Source organism: Streptomyces sp. NPDC088747, from assembly GCF_044751025.1.
Classification (GTDB): Bacteria; Actinomycetota; Actinomycetes; order Streptomycetales; family Streptomycetaceae; genus Streptomyces.
The window spans coordinates 64,596-84,048 of the sequence record NZ_JBIVKZ010000016.1; the positions used below are offsets into that span (position 1 = coordinate 64,596).

Below are 19,453 nucleotides of genomic sequence, written 5' to 3' on the forward strand. Positions count from 1 at the left end.
GCCCGCGCGTGAACATCGACGGCATGAGTGACACGAGAATCGCGCTGGTCACCGGCGCGAACAAGGGAATCGGGTACGAGATCGCGACGGGGCTGGGTGCCCTCGGGTACCGCGTGGGAGTGGGAGCCCGCGACGAGGTTCGGCGCGAGGACGCGGTGGAGAAGCTGCGCGCCGCCGGGGTGAACGCGTTCGGGGTGCCGTTGGACGTGACCAGTGACCCGAGCGTCACCGCCGCCGCGGAGTTTATCGAACAGGAGGCCGGGCGCCTGGACGTCCTGGTCAACAACGCCGGCATCTCGGGAGAGATGGGACCGGGGTGGGTGCAGGACCCGACCACGCTCGACCTCGACGTGGTCCGCACGGTCGTGGAGACCAACGTCATCGGTGTCATCCGGGTGACCAACGCGATGCTGCCCCTGCTGCGGCGCTCGACGTCGCCACGGATCGTCAACGTCTCCAGTGCCGTGGCCTCGCTGACCCGGCAGGCGGACCCGGACGTCGAGATCGGCCCCGTCATGGCGGCCTACTCCCCGTCGAAGACGTTCCTCAACGCCGTCACCGTGCAGTACGCCCGGCAGTTCACCGACACGGACATCCTCATCAACGCCGCCTGCCCGGGGCTCGTCGCGACCGACTTCACCGGCTTCCAGGGGCCGCGCACTCCTGAGCAGGGCGCGGCCACGGCGATCCGCCTCGCCACGCTGCCCGACGGCGGGCCGACCGGCTCGTTCTTCGAGGACGACGGCGTCATTCCCTGGTGACCCCGGCCTTGTCGTGATCGCGCCGCGGGCCCAGCGCTCCCTCGCATGGACCCGAGGCGCGGTTCACTCTCAGGGGTGTGTCCGTTTGCTTGTCCGATGTCCGGCTCTCTAAGTTTTCGCCTGCTGGACAGGTGCATTCCGCGACGCGGAAGTGCCCTGTCCAACCGCTTACCGGGTCGGAAAAGAGGGGGGCCTGTCATGGCTGGGGGAGACGGGCGGCGGAGCGCGGCTCAGGAACTGGGCGCGAGGTTACGGGCGCTCCAGCAGCGGTCGGGCCGCACTCTGCGCTCCTTGGAGGCCGAGGTGGCGATCAGTGATTCGTCGCTGTCCCGCTACCTGCGGGGCAGCACGGTGCCGCCCTGGAGCGTCGTCCGCGATCTGTGCCGCGCGCTGAAGGCCGACCCCGCGGAGTACCGGCTGCTCTGGGAGGCGGCCGACGGCGCCCAGTCCGCGCCGCGGACGGACACTCCCGTCCCTGCCGCTCCCGGTGACCCGAAGCCCGCGGCCGTCGAGCGGGGACGGTGGGGCCGCGTCGTACGACGGGTGCTGCGACGTCAAAGGGCGTGCGCGGCGACAGGTGCCCTGGGCGGTCTGGCCGCCGGCAGCGCGCTCACCGCCCTCGTCCTGCTGCCGTCCGCGTCGGCGAAGAGTTCTCCGGAGGCGTCGGCGCAGGGACCGCAGGCTCCCGCCATGGGCCAGTTGCTGGTCAACCGGGCAACCGGGGCCTGCCTGGACCACAGCCTCGAAGGGGGTCTGCGCTCCTTCAAGTGCAACGCGCTCAGCTACCAGAAGTGGACCGTGCGCAAGGCCCCCGACGGCACCTGGCAGCTTCGGAACCACGCAACGGGCTCCTGCCTGGACCACGGCGACGCGGGCCTGCGGTCCGTGGAGTGCCGTGCGGCCGAGACGCAGAAGTGGTTCTACACCGTCCTGCCCGACCACGCGGCCGAAGTGAAGAACGCCTCCACGGGCAAGTGCCTCGACGACAGCGCCGCCGGTCTGCGCGTGCTGGCGTGCGACCGGCGGGCCGCTCAGAAGTGGGCCTGACACGGTCCGTTCGCATACCCGGTTCCGCGACGCGGCATCTCGCCGGAACGACCTCCGAGACGCCTGCCTTCAGAGCGGCGTACTGATTCCGGCAAGCGCGCGCAGGAGGAGCCGCCGGTGGTCCGGCTCTCGGGAGGTGTCCGCCGTCCTCGACGTCGTGTCCGGGGCCATTGCCGGTGCGCAGCTTCCCCTCGCACGCGCAACGGTGGCGTCACGATGCTTCGTTCATCCCGGGACAGAGGTGTCCCAGCAGGTCAGAGAGGTGTGTGTCCCGTCCTTGGTGAAGCGGCCGGGACTGGATTGCGCCGCTTCCCGGCGTCGGCACAAGCTCCTCTCATCGGCCCGGACATCACCACGTTCGGTGAGCGTCCCAGTGACGGTCCGGCCGAGGGGCGCAGCCGCATGTGGGCGGCGCCGACCCCACAACTCCCTCTCCTCGAAAGGCACTCCCATGTCCCGTGTACGCACTTCCCTGCCCGCCGTCGCCGCGGGCGCTCTGGTCGTCCTCAGCCTGGGCGCGGCCGTTCCCGCCACCGCGGCCCCCGGCACCACCGCCGTTCAGCGGACGGTGTCCGTGAGTGCCGCGCCGGTGGACCTCGATGTCCACCGCGGCAAGTACATGTCTCTGGGCGGCTGCCAGACCGCCGGTCAGCAGGGCATCGAGCGAGGTCACTGGGACCAGTACCAGTGCGCCCAGGGATCCTTCTGGCTCTGGAACCTGTGGACCAACCGCTGATCTGAAGCCTCACCACACATAAGTCCCACCGCGGTACCCGAGTGCCGGTCGCTGCCGAGTTCTCGCCGGCGGCCGGCACCTCCTTCAGCAAGGAGCACCACCACATGCCCAGCCCACGCGTCGCGAGCTTGCTCGGATGCCTGCTCGTAGCCCTCGCCACCTCGACGGGAAGCGGGAGCCATCACGTCGTTCCGGCGGCCCACACCTCCGTCGGCGCCGCCGTGCCCGCACCGGTCCTGGACCGCAACTTCCCCGACCCGGACATCGTGAAAGTGGGTAGGACCTATCACGCCTACGCCACCAGCGACATCGGCAGGAACGTGCAGCACGCGACCTCCACCGACCTGACGCACTGGTCGGTCGCGGGGACGGATCCGCTGCCGCAGCTCGGTGCCTGGGTGCATGCCGAGAAGCCGCAGGTGTGGGCGCCCGAGGTGTACGACAACGGCCCCGGATTCACCATGCACTACACCGCTCACGACCGGGCCAGCGGCAGGCAGTGCATCGGCGTCGCGCTGGCGACCTCCGCCGACGGGCCGTTCCGGCCGGCCGGTGACGGCCCGCTGGTCTGCCCCGTCGAACAGGGCGGGGCCATCGACGCGGCCGGCTACACGGAGAACGGCCGCCGGTACCTGCTGTGGAAGAGCGACGGGAACTGCTGCGAGAAGGACACCTGGATCCATCTCCAGCCGATCTCCAGGGACGGCACCTCCCTCACCGGACAGCCCATCGGTCTGATCAAACAGGACCGCCACTGGGAGAACGGACTCATCGAGGCCCCCACTCTCATCAAGCGGGACGGACGGTACGTGCTGCTCTATTCGGCCGACGCCTACTCTTTGGACGTCGAGGCCGGCACGAGGTACAAGACCGGTTACGCCCTCGCCGGGAGCCTCCAGGGCCCGTACACGAAGGCGGCCGAACCCCTCATGACCACCGAATCCTTCGCGGGCCAGGTGATCGGACCGGGCGGACAGGACGTCGTCACGGGCCCGGACGGCCGTGACCGCATCGCGTTCCACGCCTGGAACGCGGACCGCACCAAACGGCCGATGTACCTCGCCGACCTCGGCTTCAGCCAGGGCAGGCCGGTGGTCCAAGGCATCACGGCTCCCTAGCCGCCGGGTGCGCATGACGTCCTCGGCACCGCCCACGACGGGAGTGCCGACGGCGGCGGCAACCGGCGCCGGAAGCGTGCGGCGGGGTGTCCGGCCACGGCCGGCGTCGGTACGGTGACCGCGTGGACCAGGACGAACGACTCCTTCATGCCTCGTCGTTCGGCGCGGCGGCGGTCGCGTACGCCGAGCACCGCCCGGACTACGCGCGGACCGCGGTGCGTTGGGCCATCGAGCCCGCGCCCGGTCCGCGCGTGCTCGACCTGGGCGCCGGAACCGGAAAGCTGACCGCCACGCTGCTCGCGCTGGGTTCCGAGGTCGTCGCGGTCGAGCCCGACCCGGCGATGCTGGCCGAGCTGCGCCGCGCACTGCCGACGGTCCGCGCCCTGCCGGGCAGCGCCGAGGCCATACCGCTGCCGGACGCCTCCGTCGATGCCGTGCTGGCCGGTAATGCCATGCACTGGTTCGACATGGCCGTCGCGGGACCCGAGATCGCCCGGGTCCTCGCCCCTGGCGGCGTCCTGGCGGGCCTGTGGAACGTCATGGACGACGGGGTCGAGTGGGTCGCCGGGCTCGCCCGGGTCAGCGGGAGCGCCGCGATCGGCCCGCGTGACACGCCCGCCGGCTGGCGCGCCGAGACGGCGGACATGCACCTTCCGGGGACGGGGACGGGGACGGGGACGGGGACGGGGACGGGGACGGGGACCAAGGCCAGGCCAGACGTGTCCGCCCGGTTCGGTTCGCCGGAACAGGCCGAGTTCCCGCACGGGCAGCGCCGCACCGCCCACTCTCTCGTCGCGACCCTGGCGACGCGCGCCGGGATGCTGGTCATGCCGGAGGGGGAACAGGAAGCCACGCTGAGCCGGATCCGTGCCTTCCTCGCGAGTGGACCGGAGACCGCCGCCGGTGAGTTCACCCTCCCGTTGCTGACCAGCGTGCTGCGCGTCCGTCGGTTGTGACCGCCCGGTCCTGGCCGCCGTTCGGCTTCCGGGAGGGATCTAGGCGGGGATCCTGCCGCAGAGCCAGTTGCCCGGTTCCGCCGGATCGTCGCTGATCCAGAACTGGCGCCACAGCAGGGCGAATTCCTCCCGGCTGAGGTGTCCGTCGCCGTTCAGGTCGAGGAGTTCGAAGACGCCTGTCATGTCGACGGACCGTCCGTTCCACGTCTCGACGAGGCGACGGTGTTCGTCGGGGGAGATACGCCCGTCGCCGTTGGCGTCCACGGCGTCGAAGACGGTGTCGGCGGTCGCCGTGACGTCCGCGACCATGGCGGGCAACTTGTCGACGAGCGCGAGGAGTTCGCCCATGTCGATGGCTCCGTCCCCGTTGGCGTCACCGGTTTCCAGCAGAGCCGCCCACCACCCCATCAGAAGGGTCTCAACCCGGGTGCCGAGCTCGGTCCCGGGCCTGGCCGCGGGGAGTTGTCCCCACCGGGCGACCAGCGCCCGGAAGTCCTCCTCGCGCAGCAGACCGTCGCCGTCCGCGTCGAACGCGGCGAACATGTCCTTGAGCTTGCGCTCCTGAAACGCACTGGCCATGAGCGGCCCCCCTTGCACAGACGCGAATCCCGATGCCGGCCATCGCCGTAGGCAACAGCTGACGGTGTGTAACTTTAGGGCGCGAGGCACCTTCACCCCCACGAGCACATGCGCACGAACGGTCACCCGCCCACCGGGTTTCGGCCCTGGGCGCCAGAGCTTCGCGTAATCGACGCGGGTCCATGGGCCCACCTGGCAAAGTGGATCCACTGGCATGGGGAGGGGCTGTGGTGGACAGCTGGGAACGAGCGCGGACGGCTCTGGACGCCGCGGGTCTGTCACCCGACGCTCTGGTCGGATGCCGGCTCCTGACGGGTGGGACGTACAACACCGTCGAGGAACTGCTTCTCGCCGACGGTACCCGCTATGTGCTGAAGGTTCCGCCGCCGCCCACCGTCCCGGGCCTGCGGCACGAACAGCAACTCCTCGTCTCCGAGGCGGAGTTCTGCCGCGCGGCATCCTCGGTCGGCGTACCCGCGCCCGAAGTCGTCGGACAGGTGCTCCTTGAGGGCCAACTCCTGATGACGTACTGTCCCGGCTCGCCCTGGTCCGATCTGGAGCCTGAGGAACAGCCGGACGTGCGAGTGGAGTTGGGCCGACTTGTGGCCCGTCTGCACACGGTGACCGGCCCCGGTTTCGGCTACCCTTCCGGCGCGCTCGGGCCCCTCGCCGGAGATTGGCGCACGGCCTTCAGCGCCATGTACGACGCGGTGCTGGACGACGCCCGACGCTATGACGCCTGGCTGCCCCGCCCCGTGGACGAGGTGGCCCGCACGGCGAGGTCGGCGTACGACGCGCTGGACGAGGTGACCGTCCCCCGCCTGATCCACTTCGACCTCTGGCCGGGCAACATCCTGGTGGACCGCTCGCACTGGGCACCCCGGATCGGCGGACTCATCGACGGTGAGCGCATGTTCTGGGGTGACCCCCTCGCGGACTTCGTCTCGCTGGCCCTGCTCGGCGACATCGAGGACGAGCCGCATTTCCTGACGGGGTATCAGGAAGCGGGCGGCCGGGCCGACTTCGATCCGTCCGCTCGACGCCGCCTCGCGCTGTACCGCAGCTACCTCTACCTGATCATGATCATCGAGTCCGTGCCCCGTGCATACGGTGACGAGCACGTGGCCAGGCTGCGCGAGGCCGTGACTCCCGAGCTCGTCGCCGCTCTCGACGAGCTGGCGGACGACGGCGGGAGCCATCCCCGGGGTTCAGTCCCTCCGGCCGGGACGCCGAGCTGAACGGCTCCACCACCAGACGACGATCCCGGACAACAGGGCGAGGGTGACACGGACCGTCCGGACCTGGGTCTCCGTGGAACCGCGGGTGTACCGCGGTTCGGCCGACCCCGGGGCGAGGGGGCGGACAGGCTCCGCGCACGCCGGCGGAGCCGGCTCCGCCGCCAGGGACAGATCCTGCTTGAGGCGCTGCCAGACCCGCTCCGGAGGGGCGGTCGGCAGGTCCGGCTCCTCCACACTGCGCGCGGTGACGACCAGTCGTGTCAACCGGCTCAGTTCCTGTCGGCAGCGGTCACACGACGCGATGTGCCGCAGGGCCCCGAGGTCACCGTTCGAGCCGCTGTTTCCCAGGGCCAGTTCCAGCAGACGTGCGGGCTCGACATGAGGCACCGATGCCCTCCGTTTCCCGAGGTCCGTCCCGGCCTGTTTCCAAGGAGCGAGTCCGGGAGGCCACGAGAAGCGCCCCTTCGTCGAGGAGTTCCGCCGGTCGGTCGCGGAGACTCTAGGCCGTTTCGTGCGCGGCCCCCGCTACGGATGCGGGTGAAGGGTGAATTTTCGGCGGGCGGCTGTGCCGCTACGCTGCGTTCTCGTCGCCGCGCCCCTGTTCGATGCCGACGCGCAGCCGATGCAGTCCGCGTCGGGTGTGGCTCTTCACGGTGCCCAGGGGCAGTTCGGTGCGGGCGGCGATCTGGGTCTGGGTCAGATCCTCGTAGAACGCCATGCACAGCACCTCGCGCTGCTGCCGCGGCAGCCGGGACAGGGCATCGACCAGGAGCACCCGGTCCAGGACGTCGTCCGGCGCGCCCACCTCCTGGCGGTGCGCGTCGGCGTCGGACGCCATCGAGTCGATCAGAGTGAGACGCCGCGTCCTCGCCGCCAGCGCATCGATGATCTTCCGGCGGGTGATGCCGACCAGCCAGGCGCCCAGGGGGCCCCGCTCCGGCCGGTAACCGTCCCGGCCGCGCCAGGCGCCGATGAACACCTGCTGGGTCACGTCCTCGGCCTCGTGGGAATCGCCGAGCGAACGGGTCGCCATGGTGTGCACGAGCGAGCCCCACCGCCGGTAGACGGCCGCGAACGCGACCTCGTCCGCGGCGCGCAGGCCGCGGGCCAGCTCTTCCTCGCAAGGACCTTCGTCCGCGCCGGCCAAGGACCGGAGACCGATGGATCGAGTGTCCGCACTCATGAGCTCGTTCCTCCTGCCGTGCGTCCTGTACGGGTCCTGAAGGCCGCCGGCCGAACCGGTCCGGTCGGCACGAGCACCGCGCCGACCGGGCGCCTGAGCACCACTCTCGTGAGCCCTGACCGAAGCCCACAACATGCGTCGTTTGTGCGTCGTACGATGGGCGGGTGAGCCTGAACCGAGGAGACGCCGGTCACGGACGTGAGCCGCTGGGAGGCGGGCTGACCACCGGCGAGGTGGCCAGGCGACTGGGGGTGGCGCCCACCACGGTCCGTTCCTGGGACCGCCGTTACGGCCTGGGCCCCACCGCGCACACCGGCGGCAGGCATCGCCGCTGGACCGCCGTGGACGTGGCCCGGCTGGAGCGGATGTGCGCCCTGACGGCGACGGGCCTGGCGCCCGCCGAGGCCGCCCGCCTGGCACTCGACGAGGTGGATCTGGAGGCGTCCGCGTCCCGGGCGGGCTCCGCCCGGTCCGCGCCACCGGTGGCCGCTCCGAGCAGGGCCGGCACCGGGCTTCGTCTGGGCGACGCGCGTCAGGAGTGCAAGGGAGTGGCCCGTGCGGCCCTGCGTCTGGACGCCTCAGCGCTCGACGAGTTGCTCGAAGCCGCCATCGACGACCACGGCCTGGTCGCGGCCTGGTCGGAGGTGATCATGCCGACCCTCCAGGCGGTCGGCCGCAAGTGGGAGAGCTCGGGCGAGCGGTACGTCGAGGTCGAGCACTTCCTGTCCTGGCACGTGTCCGGAGTTCTGCGACGCCATACCCCTCTCATGGCCGCCGACCGGCCCGGCGCGACCACGGTCCTCGCCTGCGTCCCCGCGGAGAACCACACGCTGCCACTGGAGGCGCTGGCCGCCGCGCTGGCCGAACGGAAGCTGCCTGTACGCATGTTCGGCGCCGCGCTGCCCGTGGAGTCGCTGGTGGCCGCCGTCCGCAGGACCGGGCCGGTCGCGGTCGGGCTGTGGGCGCAGTCGCGCACCACCGCGAGCCGGCCGCTGGCCCAGCATGTGGCCGCGATCGAATGGGGTGTGCGGGGCGCCCGCAGGAAACCGGTCGTCATGACCCTCGGGCCCGGCTGGGCCGGTCAGACCGTGCCCGGCTCGCCGCGTCCGCCCGGCCTCGCACAGGCCGTCGCGGCGCTGGAGTCCGTCGTGCTCAGGTGACGTGCTGCGTCCATCGGGTACCTGGTCGCAGTGGCGGCTGGTCTCACCGGGCACGACGTGTTCGGGTGGACGCGGAAAGGGTGCCCGGCCCCGTCGCCTCACGTACGACGCGTTCCCTGGTGCGGCCCGGCCGGCCCCGACGGGACGGACCGACGGGTGCGCCGGAGGACGAACTCCCGGCCCCCGGCGCACCACTGTTCGCGTGGGAGGAAGAGGGACATGACCAGTCAGCACCGCGGAGGTCCGCAGACCGTCGTCGTCGGGGCAGGACTCGCGGGCCTTGCCTGCGCACTGGACCTGTGCCGCGCGGGACGGCGGGTGGCGCTGCTGGAGGCGTCGGACGGCGTGGGCGGCCGGATGCGCACGGACCGGCGTGACGGATTCCTGCTGGACCGCGGATTCCAGGTGTTCAACACCTCCTATCCGCAGGTGAAGCGGCGCCTGGACCTGCGGAGCCTACGGCTGAGGCCGTTCACCCCCGGCCTCATCGCGCACACCGCGACCGGCCCCGTCCACCTGGCCGATCCCACCCGGCGGCCGAAGGCGGCGGGAGAACTGCTGCCCGGGCGGGTCCTGCCGGCCCGTGATCTGGCCGCGATGGCGGCGCTCACCGCACGCGACGCGCTCCTGCCCGCCGCGTCCCTCAAACGACGTCCTGACGGTTCGACCGCCGACGCTCTCGCGCGCGCCGGGCTGTCGGCCGAGACGGTCACCAGAATTCTGCGTCCCTTCCTGTCCGGGGTGTTCCTGGAGGACGAACTGGCCACGTCGGCCCGCTTCTTCCACCTCGTCTGGCGGAGCATGGTCAGGGGAACGCTCTGCCTGCCCTACGACGGCATCGGCGCCGTACCCGCCCAGTTGGCCGAGGGTCTGCCCGGCGGCGTCCTGCGGTTGGAGACGCCGGTGGACGCCGTCACCGACACCGGAGTACTGCTGGCCGACGGCCGTGAAATCCCGGCCGCGTCCGTGGTGGTGGCGACGGACGCCGCCTCGGCGAGCCGCCTGCTCCCGGGCCTCGCCGTGCCGGGCGGCCGCACGGTCACCACGTACTACCACGCGACCGAAAGCTCGCCCCTGGCCGAGCCGACCCTCGTGGTGGACAGCACCGGCACGGTACTCAACACCTGTGTCCTCACGGAGGTCGCGCCCACCTACGCACCGCCCGGCTCCGCGCTGATCTCCAGCTCCGTACTCGGCGCCGACCTGCCGGGCACGGAGAAGACCGTGCTCGGGCGGCTGGCCGAGCTGTACGGCACCGACACGGGTAGCTGGCGGCATGTGGCCGCCTACACCGTGGAGGGAGCGTTGCCCGTGATGGAGCCGCCGTGGCCGCTGAGCCGAACCACCCGGCACACACCGGGCAAGTACGTCTGCGGGGACCATCGGGCCACCGGGTCGGTGCAGGGCGCTCTGGCGTCGGGCACCCGTGCCGCCCGGGAACTGCTGAGCGACCCTGCGCGCGGCTGACCCCGGTTGGTCGTCCTCCGGCGCATCCGGCGGCGGCCGGTCCAGGGAACAGACGGTGAGGACAGCCTCGCGGAACGGACGGTACGGACAGTGAAGCCGTCGGGCTGCCCCTGCGATCAGGAGTGAGACGTGGACATCAACGGCGCGCGCGTGCTGGTGGCCGGCGCCACCGGGGTGCTCGGTGGTGCCCTCACCTCCGAACTCACCGCCCGCGGGGCGCGTACCGCCCTCGCCGGCCGTGACCCGGACCGCCTCGCCAGGGCGGCCCAGCCGCATCCGGAAGCTCCGACCGTCCTGTTCGACGCCTACTCCCCGGAGTCCTGTGTCCGGGCGGTGCACGAAGCCGCCGCCGCGCTGGGCGGACTGGACGCCGTCGTGACGGCCTTCGGCGCGGTGGCCTTCGGACGGGCGGAGGAGCTGGCCGACGGGGTGGCGGAGCATCTGATGGCGGTCAACTTCCTGGCGCCCGCCGCGTTCCTCCGCGCCGGGCTCGGCATCATGGAACGCGGGTCGGTGATCTCGGCCTTCACTGGCGTGGTCGCGGACCGGCCGCAGGCGGGGATGGCCGACTACAGCGCCTCCAAGGCCGCGCTGAGCGCCTGGCTGAGTGCCGCGCGCCGGGAGGCACGGGCCGCGGGCATCCGGGTCCTGGACATCAGGCCCGGACACCTGGAGACCGGCTTCGCCGACCGGCCGGTGGCGGGCACGGCGCCACCGCTGTCGGCGGGAGGCGATCCGCGGCAGGTCGTCCGGGCCGTCGCCGACGCGATGTCGACGGACGCCGAACTGGTGCGCACGGCTCCGAACGGGATGCCCGTCGTCGAACGGCGGGCCGGATGAGCCGACGTTCCGACGCGCCCGGCGAGACGTCCGACGTGGTCATCGTCGGCGGCGGCGCGTCCGGGCTCAGCCTCGCGTACCGGCTCACGGCGACCGGTTCCCCCACCGTGACCCTGGTGGCGGCCCCGGACGGTCCACTGCTCCCGCCCGAGCGGACCTGGTGCTACTGGGAGCGCGGCACCGGCGACTTCGACGAAGCCGTCGCCGCCTCCTGGTCCCGGCTGCGCGTGCACGGCGCCGACGGCCGTGCGATCACCGTGGACCCCTCACCGCTGCGCTACCGCATGCTCCGCTCCGCCGACTTCGAGCGGCTGGTGCACTCCCGGCTGTCCCGGGCACCCGGCGCACACGTCCTGCGCGCGACCGCGGACACGGTGCGCGACACGGCCGACGGCGCGGAGGTCCGCTGCACGACGCCCGACGGCCGGACGCTGTCACTCCGCGCCCGTCAGGTGTTCGACTCCCGCCCTCTGCCCTCGCTGCCACCGGCCCGGACACAGCTGATGCAGCACTTCCGTGGCTGGTTCGTCCGCACGGACACCGACCGGTTCGACCCCGCCATCGCCGATCTGATGGATTTCCGGGTGCCGCAGCCGAGTCATGGACTGGCCTTCGGCTACGTCCTGCCCCTGGCCCCCGACCGGGCGCTCGTCGAGTACACCGAGTTCTCCCGTACCCCCCTGACCACGGCGGAGTACGAGAAGGCGCTGACCCACTACAGCCGGGACGTGCTCGGCCTCGGGGCGTTCACCGTCGAATCGGCGGAGCAGGGCGTCATCCCCATGACGGACGCGCGCTTCGCCCGCCGGACCGGACCGGCCGTCTTCCGTATCGGGACCGCCGGCGGCGCCACCCGCCCGGCGACCGGCTACACCTTCGCCGCCGTGCAGCGGCAGAGCCGGGCCGTCGCCGCCGGACTGCGGAACGGCCGGGTGACCGTGCCCGCGCCACACGGGCGGCGGGCGCGGGCCATGGACGCGGTGCTGCTGAGGGCACTGGACACCGGGCGGATCGACGGCCCCGGCTTCTTCACCGGCCTGTTCCGGCGCGTACCGGCGGAACGCCTGCTGCGCTTCCTCGACGGCGACACCTCACCCAGGGAGGAGTGGGGCATCGGCCTGCGCACCCCCATCGGCCCGATGCTCAGGACCGCCGTAGAGCTCCCCTTCCTTCCCCGACGTCCCCAACCCGCCACCCGAACCGGAGAGAGCCCTCGATGACACTGCTGCGCGACCACGACCTGGCACGCGCCTTCGATCACGCGTCGCACTCCTACGACCGCCTCACGGCCCTCAACCCCGGCTACCGCACCGACCTCCAGCGGTCGGCCCGACGGCTCCAACTGCCCCGGGACGGAGACGGCCTGCACATCCTCGATCTCGGCTGCGGCACGGGTGCCTCCACCCAGGCCCTGCTGCGGACCGCGCCCCGCGCCCGGATCACGGCCGTCGACGCCTCGTCGGGAATGCTGCGGCGCGCACTGGCCAAACCGTGGCCCGAGCGCGTGAGCTTCCACCACCTCACCGCCGAAGAGGCGGCGACGGCCGGAGAGGGCCCGTACGACGCGGTGTTCGCCGCCTATCTGTTCCGCAACGTCACCGACCCCAACGCGGTTCTGGACACCGTCAGGTCGCTGCTCCGGCCGGGCGGAAGGCTCGCCGTCCACGAGTACTGCCTCAGCGGCTCGGCCGTTCACCGGGCCCTGTGGACGGCCTCCTGCCGGGGGATCATCATCCCGGCGGGAACCCTCAGCGGCGACGGCGCGCTCTACCACCACCTGTGGCGAAGCGTCCTCGACTTCGACACCGTCCCCGAATTCACCGGCCGACTGGCCGACGCCGGGTTCACGGGAGTGCGCGCGGCTCCCGTCGCCGGCTGGCAGACCGGAATGCTGCACACCTTCCTGGCCCGCAACGGGGCCGCCGTGGCAGGGGAGTTCGACAGGTGAGCGCCCCTCGACGAGCGGCCCGCCGTGGCCGCGACCGCAAGGCCGAGATCGTCATGCCCGGACCCGGCCGGGTCCGTTTCGACCGCGCGGACGCACCGAGCGTCGCCGTCGTCGGGGGAGGGATCGCCGGCCTCGCCGCCGCCACCCTGCTGGCCGAACGCGGCGCCCGCGTCACCCTCTACGAACAGGGGGAGTCGCTCGGCGGGCGACTCGCGGGCCGGCGTACCCGCCTCGCCGACGGTTCCGAGGTGACCATGAGCCGCGGCTTCCACGCCTTCTTCCGGCAGTACTACAACCTGCGTGGCCTGCTGCGCCGGACGGATCCCACCCTGAGCCGCCTCCGCCCGTTGCCCGACTACCCGTTGCGGCACAGCGGCGGTCTGACCGACAGCTTCGCCCGCGTTCCGCGGACACCGCCGTTCAGCGCGATGGGCTTCGTCGCCCTCAGCCCCACCTTCGGCTGGCGCGACCTCGCGACGATGGACGCCCGTGCCGCGCTGCCGCTCCTCGACGTACGCGTGCCCGAGGTCTACGAACGGTTCGACGGCATCAGCGCGACGGCCTTCCTGGAACGCGTCCGCTTCCCCGAAGCCGCACACCATCTCGCGTTCGAGGTGTTCTCGCGCAGCTTCTTCGCCGACCCGCGCGAACTGTCCGCCGCGGAACTGCTGTTGATGTTCCACATCTACTTCCTGGGCTCCTCGGAGGGCCTGCTCTTCGACGTGCCGAACGAGCCCTTCCCCCAGGCACTGTGGGAGCCTCTCGGCGACTACCTCCAGAGCCTGGGGGCGGACATCAGGACCGGCACCCCCGTACAGGGCGTCCACTCGTGCGACGACGGGGGAGTGGAGGTACGGACCGACGGCTCCCCGGCCCGGCACGAGGCAGCCGTGCTCGCACTCGACCCGGGCGCACTGCGGGAGGTCGTCGCGGCGTCACCCGGCCTTGGTACCCCCGCCTGGCGTGCCGACGTCGCCGCCATGGCCACCGCGCCGTCCTTCCTCGTCTCCCGCCTCTGGCTGGACCGGCCGGTGCGCGCCGACCGCCCCGGGTTCCTCGGCACCAGCGGCTACGACGGCCTCGACAACATCAGTGTCCTGGAGCGCTACGAGGGAGAGGCCGCCCGCTGGGCCGCCCGGACCGGCGGTTCCGTGGTGGAACTGCATGCCTACGCCGTCACCGACGGCGCTGGACGCGAGGCGGTGCAGAACGGCCTCATCGACAGCCTGCGCCGGATCTACCCGGAAACCCGGCCGGCTCGCATCGTGGACGCCCGGCACGAGTGGCGCTCGGACTGCCCCTTCTTCCCCGTCGGCTCGTACTCCCGGCGACCCCCCGTACGGACACCGGACCCCCGGGTGACGCTCGCCGGCGATGCGATCCGCTGCGCCCTGCCCGTCGCCCTGATGGAGCGCGCCGCCACCACCGGATTCCAGGCGGCGGGAGCCCTGCTCGCCGCCTGGGGCGTCCGGGGACAGGTGCTCTGGACGGTTCCCCGGGCCGGACGTTCACCCGTGCTGAGGGCACTCGGCGCGGCCGGTAGACGCTGAGCGCCTCTCCGCGTGGCGCGGAGTGTCCCCGCCGGCCGCGGTGCGGACACTCCGTCGCGCTTGGTCCGGCACGGCAATCGACCGCGCCGCGCTCATTCGGGGAAGCGTCCCGTGCTGCGCAGGGTCCAGCGCCGTTCGGCGTACGCCAGGTCGTCGCGCCACAGGCGGCCGGCGGTCCGGCACATCAGCGGTCGCAGCGCTGGCGCGACCGCCCGCGCCAGCGCGAAACCGCGCCGGTCCGAGGCGGCGACCACGGCCTCGATCACCGCGGTCCGCGGCTGGTCGTCCGCCTCGCGGGTCAGCGGCGTGGCATGCGTCTCCACGACCGACGAGGACCCCTCACCCTCGGTGATGCGCATGACGACCGTGCGGGGCTCGGGCGCGGTGAACTCCGCACGGACGGGCACCACCAGACGGTTCGACACACGGAAGGACACGTCGACGACGAAGGCGTCGTCCTCCTCGCCCATGGGCGGACGGGCCACGGTCAGGTCGACGAACGAGTACGGGTGGAACCACGAACCGTGCCAGGGATCCAGCCGGTTGGCGACCACGTCCTGCGGCTCGCACCGCCCGACCGCCGTGAACACGGCGTCCACCCCGCTGCCCGCCGCCGGCCGGGCCGGCACCACGGGACGCTCGGTCGGCTCCTCGCCGCCCACCGCGTCCAGCCGCACCCACACCAACACCCCGTCGTCATGGGCCGGGTAGGGGTCCCAGCCCGCGAACGACCCACCGTCCAGGGCCAGTCCGTGCCAGTGGCACACGAGGGTGCCGCACACCACCCGGCTGTCGCGCAGGGGTGCGCCGAGGTGCGGGCAGGCCCCCGGCCCGGCGTGCAGCCCACCGGTGTCCGTGCGCCACAGCACCACCTCGACACCGCCGACCGTCCTGCCGTACGGGCCGCCACCCGGGCGTACGTCACGGGAGGCACCGACGACGAACCAGTTGCCCGACGGACGTGCCGAGGCCCGTTTGAGCGCGTCCGCGATCAGCGCCGGGCGGGCCTCCCGCCAGGTCGGTGCCTGTGTCGCCCAGTCCGGCCGGCGCCGCCGCCGCAACGGCGGAGTCCAGCCGGCTCGGTCCGCTCGGTCGCTCACGGCACGGGTCCTTTCGTCGGGATCGCCGCGCCGTCCGCCCGAGGCGCGGCAGGTGTGGAACGGGCACGCCACCGCGTACCCGCGATCTGTACGAGTCCCGCGCCGGCCGTGGCCGCACGCCGCCGCCGGGACACCACCGCACGCCGGTGCAGCACCGTGTGACCCTGGGCCGCGATCGCGTCGAGAATCCCGCGGTACAGCGTGAAGGCGGTCCGGATGCAGGGGCGCGTCCGCGGATCGAGCATCGCGATGCCGGGTTCCGCCTCCCGGTACACCTCTCTCGTCATCGCGTCGGCAGCGAGGAGCGCCGCGTGGATCCGCGGGTCGCGCCGACCGGTCCGGCGGCTCCACTCCAGCAGGGGCCGGTCCACGCCGTGCGCGGCGAGCAGGTCGGCGGGCAGGTAGACGCGGCCGCGGTCCAGGTCCTCGCCCACGTCCCGCAGGAAGTTGGTGAGCTGGAAGGCGACCCCGAGGGCCGCCGCGTGGGGCGCCGCCTCCTCCCGGGGCGTGACCGTGCCCAGGACGGGCAGCATCTGCAGACCGATGACCGCGGCCGAGCCATGCATGTAGGAGCGCAGGTCGGCGTAGGTGGGGTAGTCCGTGACGTGCAGGTCGCTGCGCATCGAGGCCAGGAAGTCCGCGAACAGGGACGGCCCGATGTCGTACCGGTCCGCGGTGTCGGCGACGGCCCGGACCACGGGTTCGTTCCCCTCGCCGGTGCGCAGCCCGTGCGCGAGGTCGCTTTCCAGGCGGCGCAGCAGCCGGTCGCGCTCCTCGGCCGTCGGGTGCCTGTCGAGGTCGTCCATGATGTCGTCCGCCCGGCGCGCGAAGCCGTACAGCGCGTGCACGGCGGAACGGTGCTCCACCGGGAGCAGGCGGGTGGCGAGGAAGTAGGTCCTGCCGTGACGGGCGTTGAGCTCCCGGCATCGGGTGTAGGCGGCACGCAGGGCGGGATCGGTGATCCCGGCGGCGTCCAGTTCACGACGGGTCATGGTCACCTTCCGCGGTCGAGACGGCGGCGACACGGGCGGCGGGCGTCGCCGGACGGGTGTGGGCGGAACGGCGTCGGACGCCCCCGGTGACGCGCGCGGCGGCGAGTCTGCCGCTGATGAGCACGGTCGGGACGCCGACGCCGGGAGTGGTGCCGCAGCCGGCAAGGACGACGTTGTCGAGGCCGCGCACCAGGTTGCGCGGGCGGAACGGGCCGGTCTGCGCGAAGGTGTGCGACACCGAGAAGGGGCTGCCCGCCGCGTGTCCTTGGGCGGCCCAGTCCAGCGGCGTCACCAGCATCTCCTCCTGGACGCTGTCCGCGAAGCCGTCCAGGCCCCGGTGTTCCAGCTCGGAGACCAGGCTGTCGCGGTAGCGCGGTCCGAGGTCACGCCAAGCGGCGGCGGAGGGGCCGACGTCGGTGTTCGGGCAGGGCGCCAGCACGTAGTGGAGGTGCCGGCCCGGTGGCGCCAGGGTGGGATCGTGCGTCGTCGGCCGGGTGATCAGCAGGGACGGGTCGCTCATCAGCCGTCCCGTGCGGGTCAGTTCGTCGAAGGTCCGCTCCCAGGCCCCGCCGAACGACAGGGTGTGGTGAGCGAGTCCGGACCACGTGCGGTCGGTACCCGCGTGCAGGATCACGGCCGACGGCGAGTGACGCAGCCCCACCGGACGCCGCGGAGCGCGCCCCAACAGCCGGTGGGCGGCGGACAGTTCGCAGGACAGCACCACCGCGTCGCAGGCGATCCGCTCGCCCGACGCCAGCCGTACGGCACGGACCCGGCCGCCCGAGCGTTCCAGCGAGGTGGCCTCGGCCGACCAGCGGAAATCGGCCCCCGCCTCGGCCGCCGCGTCCGCCATCCCGCGGGGGAGCGCGTGCATGCCGCCCTTGGGGAACCAGACGCCCGCCACGGTGTCCATGTAGGCGATCACCGCGTAGGCCGCGAGAGCCCTCGCCGGGGCTACTCCGGCGTACAGGGCCTGGAAGGTGAAGACCCGGCGCAGCCGGGGATCGGACAGGAACCGGGCGATGCGCCGATCAAGCCGCCCGAAGCCGCCCAGCGCCGCCAGCCGGGCCAGGTCGGGATGCAGGAGCTGGAAGGGCGAGTCGAAGTTCGTGTCGATGAAGCGCCCCATCTGGGCCCGGTAGAGCCGCTCCAGCCACCCCCGGAGCTCACGGTAGCCCGCGGCCTCCGCGGGACCCGCGAATCGTCGTACCTCCGCCTCCATCGCCTCGCCGTCGGTGTGCACGTCGAGGGAGGTCCCGTCCGCGAAGCAGGCCCGGTAGGCGGGGTGGAGGGCGGTCAGCTCCACGTGCCGTTCGAGGCTGTCGCCGACCGCCGCGAACGCCTCGTCGGCCAGGTGCGGCATGGTCAGGACCGTGGGCCCGGTGTCCACCTCGTACCCGCCGAGGCGGATACGCCCGGCCCGGCCGCCCGGCCCGGTGTCCCGTTCGACGACGGTCACCCGGCGCCCGGCGCCCAACAGGTGCAGGGCACAGGCGAGGCCGGACAGCCCCGCACCCACCACGACGACATGATCCGTCCGCCCCGCCACCGTCCTCACGCGGCCTCCCCGGCGCGCTTGGGGGACACGCCTGTCGCCCGTTCGACGAGCGCGGCGAACTCCCGCCGCATGAAGGGCTGCGCGCCGGTCCGGTCGAAGTGCCGCAGACTCGACGCCGCCAGCTCCGAGATCTTCGACTCCACGACAGACCGCGCCCCTGTCCGTACCAGCGCCGTTCGCATGCGTGCCACGGCGTCGTCCGAGGGTCGGGGCGCACCAGGCGCGAGCGCTTCGGCGGCCTCCTCGTCGCCTGCTGCCCCGGCGAGTTCGAGACCGACGGCGAGCAGGTAGGTGAGCTTGCGTGTCCGCAGGTCGTCGTCGGCCGGTTTGCCGGTCAGCGCGGGATCGCCGAAGGCGCCGAGCAGGTCGTCGCTGAGCTGGAAGGCCAGCCCGGCGCACCGGCCCGCGGAGCGCAGCGCGTCCAGGGTGGGCGTGTCGGCGCCGGCCAGGGACGCGCCGAGGGCCAGTGGCCGCTCGACCGTGTACAGGGCGCTCTTGAGGGTGGCGATGGTCAGCGCCTCGTCGAGTCCGGACGCACCGGTGGCCTGCGCGTGGATGTCCCGGTACTGTCCGGCGACCATCTCGCCGCGCATCGCCTGCCACTCGCGATGCAGCCGGGTGCCGTGCGGTGAGCCGAGTGCGGTCTCGGTCAGCATGTCGTCCGCCCAGGCTAGTGCCAGGTCGCCGGCGAGTATCGCCGCGGAGGTCGCGAACGCCTCGGGCCGCCCCGCCATACGGGCCGCCCAGTGCGTACGGGCGAAGTCCACGTGCACCGCGGGCGCGCCGCGCCGCAACGCCGATCCGTCCATCACGTCGTCGTGGACGAGAGCGCACGCCTGGACGAGTTCGAGGGCCGCGCCGACGCGCAGCACCGGGGTGATGTCACCCGATCCCCCGGCGGCCCGCCAGCCGCACCAGGCGAACGCCGTGCGCAGTCTCTTCCCGCCACGTCGGACGAACGCGGTGACCCGTTCGGCGACATCGTGGGCGAACACCGGATCGGTGTCACGGGCCCGGCGCATCGCGTCGTCGAGCACCCGCCCGAGCTCCGCCTCGACGGCACTGACGACGTCTCCGGCCGTCGCCGGACCGTCGGCCGGCCCGAACGCGTCGGCCACAGTGGGCCGCAGTCCCAGCATGCAAACCCCTTCTCACTCTCGGTCAGCCCCACATCAAAGCTTCTGCCGAGTGCCCGTGTTCGGATGCGCTGATCCCTGCCC

19 protein-coding genes are annotated in these 19,453 nt (G+C 72.6%); 12 read left to right on the forward strand and 7 right to left on the reverse strand.

Annotated features, from left to right (window positions below; translation table 11 throughout):
* The first annotated feature begins 23 nt into the window (after positions 1-23).
* From ACIP79_RS31430 to ACIP79_RS31450, 5 genes are all read left to right on the forward strand, one after another.
* On the forward strand, positions 24-761 hold the full coding sequence (locus ACIP79_RS31430) for an SDR family oxidoreductase (RefSeq protein ID WP_401228584.1): 738 nt from the start codon (positions 24-26) through the stop codon (positions 759-761).
* 198 nt (positions 762-959) lie between these two features.
* Positions 960-1,808, forward strand: coding sequence for an RICIN domain-containing protein (locus ACIP79_RS31435; protein WP_401228586.1), 849 nt, complete (start codon positions 960-962; stop codon positions 1,806-1,808).
* 451 nt (positions 1,809-2,259) lie between these two features.
* The gene (locus tag ACIP79_RS31440) at positions 2,260-2,544 is read left to right on the forward strand and encodes a hypothetical protein (RefSeq protein ID WP_401228587.1); all 285 of its coding nucleotides are present in this window, start codon (positions 2,260-2,262) and stop codon (positions 2,542-2,544) included.
* Between the two features lie 104 nt (positions 2,545-2,648).
* Positions 2,649-3,662 (forward strand): glycoside hydrolase family 43 protein, encoded by a 1,014-nt coding sequence (locus ACIP79_RS31445; RefSeq protein WP_401228589.1) that lies wholly within the window; start codon positions 2,649-2,651, stop codon positions 3,660-3,662.
* 122 nt (positions 3,663-3,784) lie between these two features.
* The gene (locus ACIP79_RS31450) at positions 3,785-4,618 is read left to right on the forward strand and encodes a class I SAM-dependent methyltransferase (protein ID WP_401228591.1); all 834 of its coding nucleotides are present in this window, start codon (positions 3,785-3,787) and stop codon (positions 4,616-4,618) included.
* A 39-nt stretch (positions 4,619-4,657) separates the two neighbouring features.
* Here the strand turns inward: ACIP79_RS31450 and ACIP79_RS31455 are convergent, their stop codons facing one another.
* Positions 4,658-5,197, reverse strand: coding sequence for an EF-hand domain-containing protein (locus tag ACIP79_RS31455; protein WP_401228592.1), 540 nt, complete (start codon positions 5,195-5,197; stop codon positions 4,658-4,660).
* 227 nt (positions 5,198-5,424) lie between these two features.
* Between ACIP79_RS31455 and ACIP79_RS31460 the strand changes: the two genes are divergently transcribed.
* A complete protein-coding gene (locus ACIP79_RS31460; protein WP_401228594.1) occupies positions 5,425-6,435 on the forward strand; it encodes a phosphotransferase family protein in 1,011 nt (336 codons plus the stop codon).
* On the opposite strand, the gene ACIP79_RS31465 is transcribed toward ACIP79_RS31460, so the two are convergent.
* A complete protein-coding gene (locus ACIP79_RS31465; RefSeq protein WP_401228596.1) occupies positions 6,406-6,822 on the reverse strand; it encodes a hypothetical protein in 417 nt (138 codons plus the stop codon). The genes ACIP79_RS31460 and ACIP79_RS31465 overlap by 30 nt on opposite strands.
* A 184-nt stretch (positions 6,823-7,006) precedes the next feature.
* The gene (locus ACIP79_RS31470; protein WP_401228598.1) at positions 7,007-7,618 is read right to left on the reverse strand and encodes a sigma-70 family RNA polymerase sigma factor; all 612 of its coding nucleotides are present in this window, start codon (positions 7,616-7,618) and stop codon (positions 7,007-7,009) included.
* A 164-nt stretch (positions 7,619-7,782) separates the two neighbouring features.
* On the opposite strand from ACIP79_RS31470, the gene ACIP79_RS31475 reads away from it, so the two are divergent.
* From ACIP79_RS31475 to ACIP79_RS31500, 6 genes are all read left to right on the forward strand, one after another.
* Complete coding sequence (locus tag ACIP79_RS31475; protein WP_401228599.1) at positions 7,783-8,778, forward strand: MerR family transcriptional regulator; 996 nt, start codon at positions 7,783-7,785, stop codon at positions 8,776-8,778.
* Between the two features lie 219 nt (positions 8,779-8,997).
* Positions 8,998-10,245, forward strand: a complete 1,248-nt coding sequence (locus ACIP79_RS31480; protein ID WP_401228601.1) for an NAD(P)/FAD-dependent oxidoreductase — start codon at positions 8,998-9,000, stop codon at positions 10,243-10,245.
* Between the two features lie 129 nt (positions 10,246-10,374).
* A complete protein-coding gene (locus ACIP79_RS31485; RefSeq protein WP_401228603.1) occupies positions 10,375-11,085 on the forward strand; it encodes an SDR family NAD(P)-dependent oxidoreductase in 711 nt (236 codons plus the stop codon).
* Entirely contained in the window at positions 11,082-12,305 is a 1,224-nt protein-coding gene (locus ACIP79_RS31490; RefSeq protein WP_401228605.1) for a lycopene cyclase family protein, read from the forward strand. The genes ACIP79_RS31485 and ACIP79_RS31490 overlap by 4 nt, the downstream gene beginning before the upstream one ends.
* The gene (locus ACIP79_RS31495; protein ID WP_401228607.1) at positions 12,302-13,033 is read left to right on the forward strand and encodes a methyltransferase; all 732 of its coding nucleotides are present in this window, start codon (positions 12,302-12,304) and stop codon (positions 13,031-13,033) included. Before ACIP79_RS31490 ends, ACIP79_RS31495 begins: the two co-directional genes overlap by 4 nt.
* Before the next feature lie 53 nt (positions 13,034-13,086).
* Positions 13,087-14,583 carry an FAD-dependent oxidoreductase gene (locus ACIP79_RS31500; RefSeq protein ID WP_401228835.1) on the forward strand — a complete coding sequence of 499 codons (1,497 nt, stop codon included), beginning with the start codon at positions 13,087-13,089 and terminating at the stop codon, positions 14,581-14,583.
* A 92-nt stretch (positions 14,584-14,675) separates the two neighbouring features.
* Here the strand turns inward: ACIP79_RS31500 and ACIP79_RS31505 are convergent, their stop codons facing one another.
* Genes ACIP79_RS31505 through ACIP79_RS31520 form a run of 4 tightly spaced genes read right to left on the reverse strand, consistent with a single transcriptional unit; the run spans position 14,676 to position 19,372 of the window.
* The gene (locus ACIP79_RS31505; protein WP_401228609.1) at positions 14,676-15,683 is read right to left on the reverse strand and encodes a DUF5914 domain-containing protein; all 1,008 of its coding nucleotides are present in this window, start codon (positions 15,681-15,683) and stop codon (positions 14,676-14,678) included.
* Positions 15,680-16,675, reverse strand: a complete 996-nt coding sequence (locus ACIP79_RS31510; RefSeq protein WP_401228611.1) for a phytoene/squalene synthase family protein — start codon at positions 16,673-16,675, stop codon at positions 15,680-15,682. Before ACIP79_RS31510 ends, ACIP79_RS31505 begins: the two co-directional genes overlap by 4 nt.
* Entirely contained in the window at positions 16,662-18,233 is a 1,572-nt protein-coding gene (crtI, locus tag ACIP79_RS31515; protein WP_401228613.1) for a phytoene desaturase family protein, read from the reverse strand. Before crtI ends, ACIP79_RS31510 begins: the two co-directional genes overlap by 14 nt.
* Entirely contained in the window at positions 18,230-19,372 is a 1,143-nt protein-coding gene (locus ACIP79_RS31520; RefSeq protein WP_401228615.1) for a polyprenyl synthetase family protein, read from the reverse strand. Before ACIP79_RS31520 ends, crtI begins: the two co-directional genes overlap by 4 nt.
* Positions 19,373-19,453 lie beyond the last annotated feature (81 nt).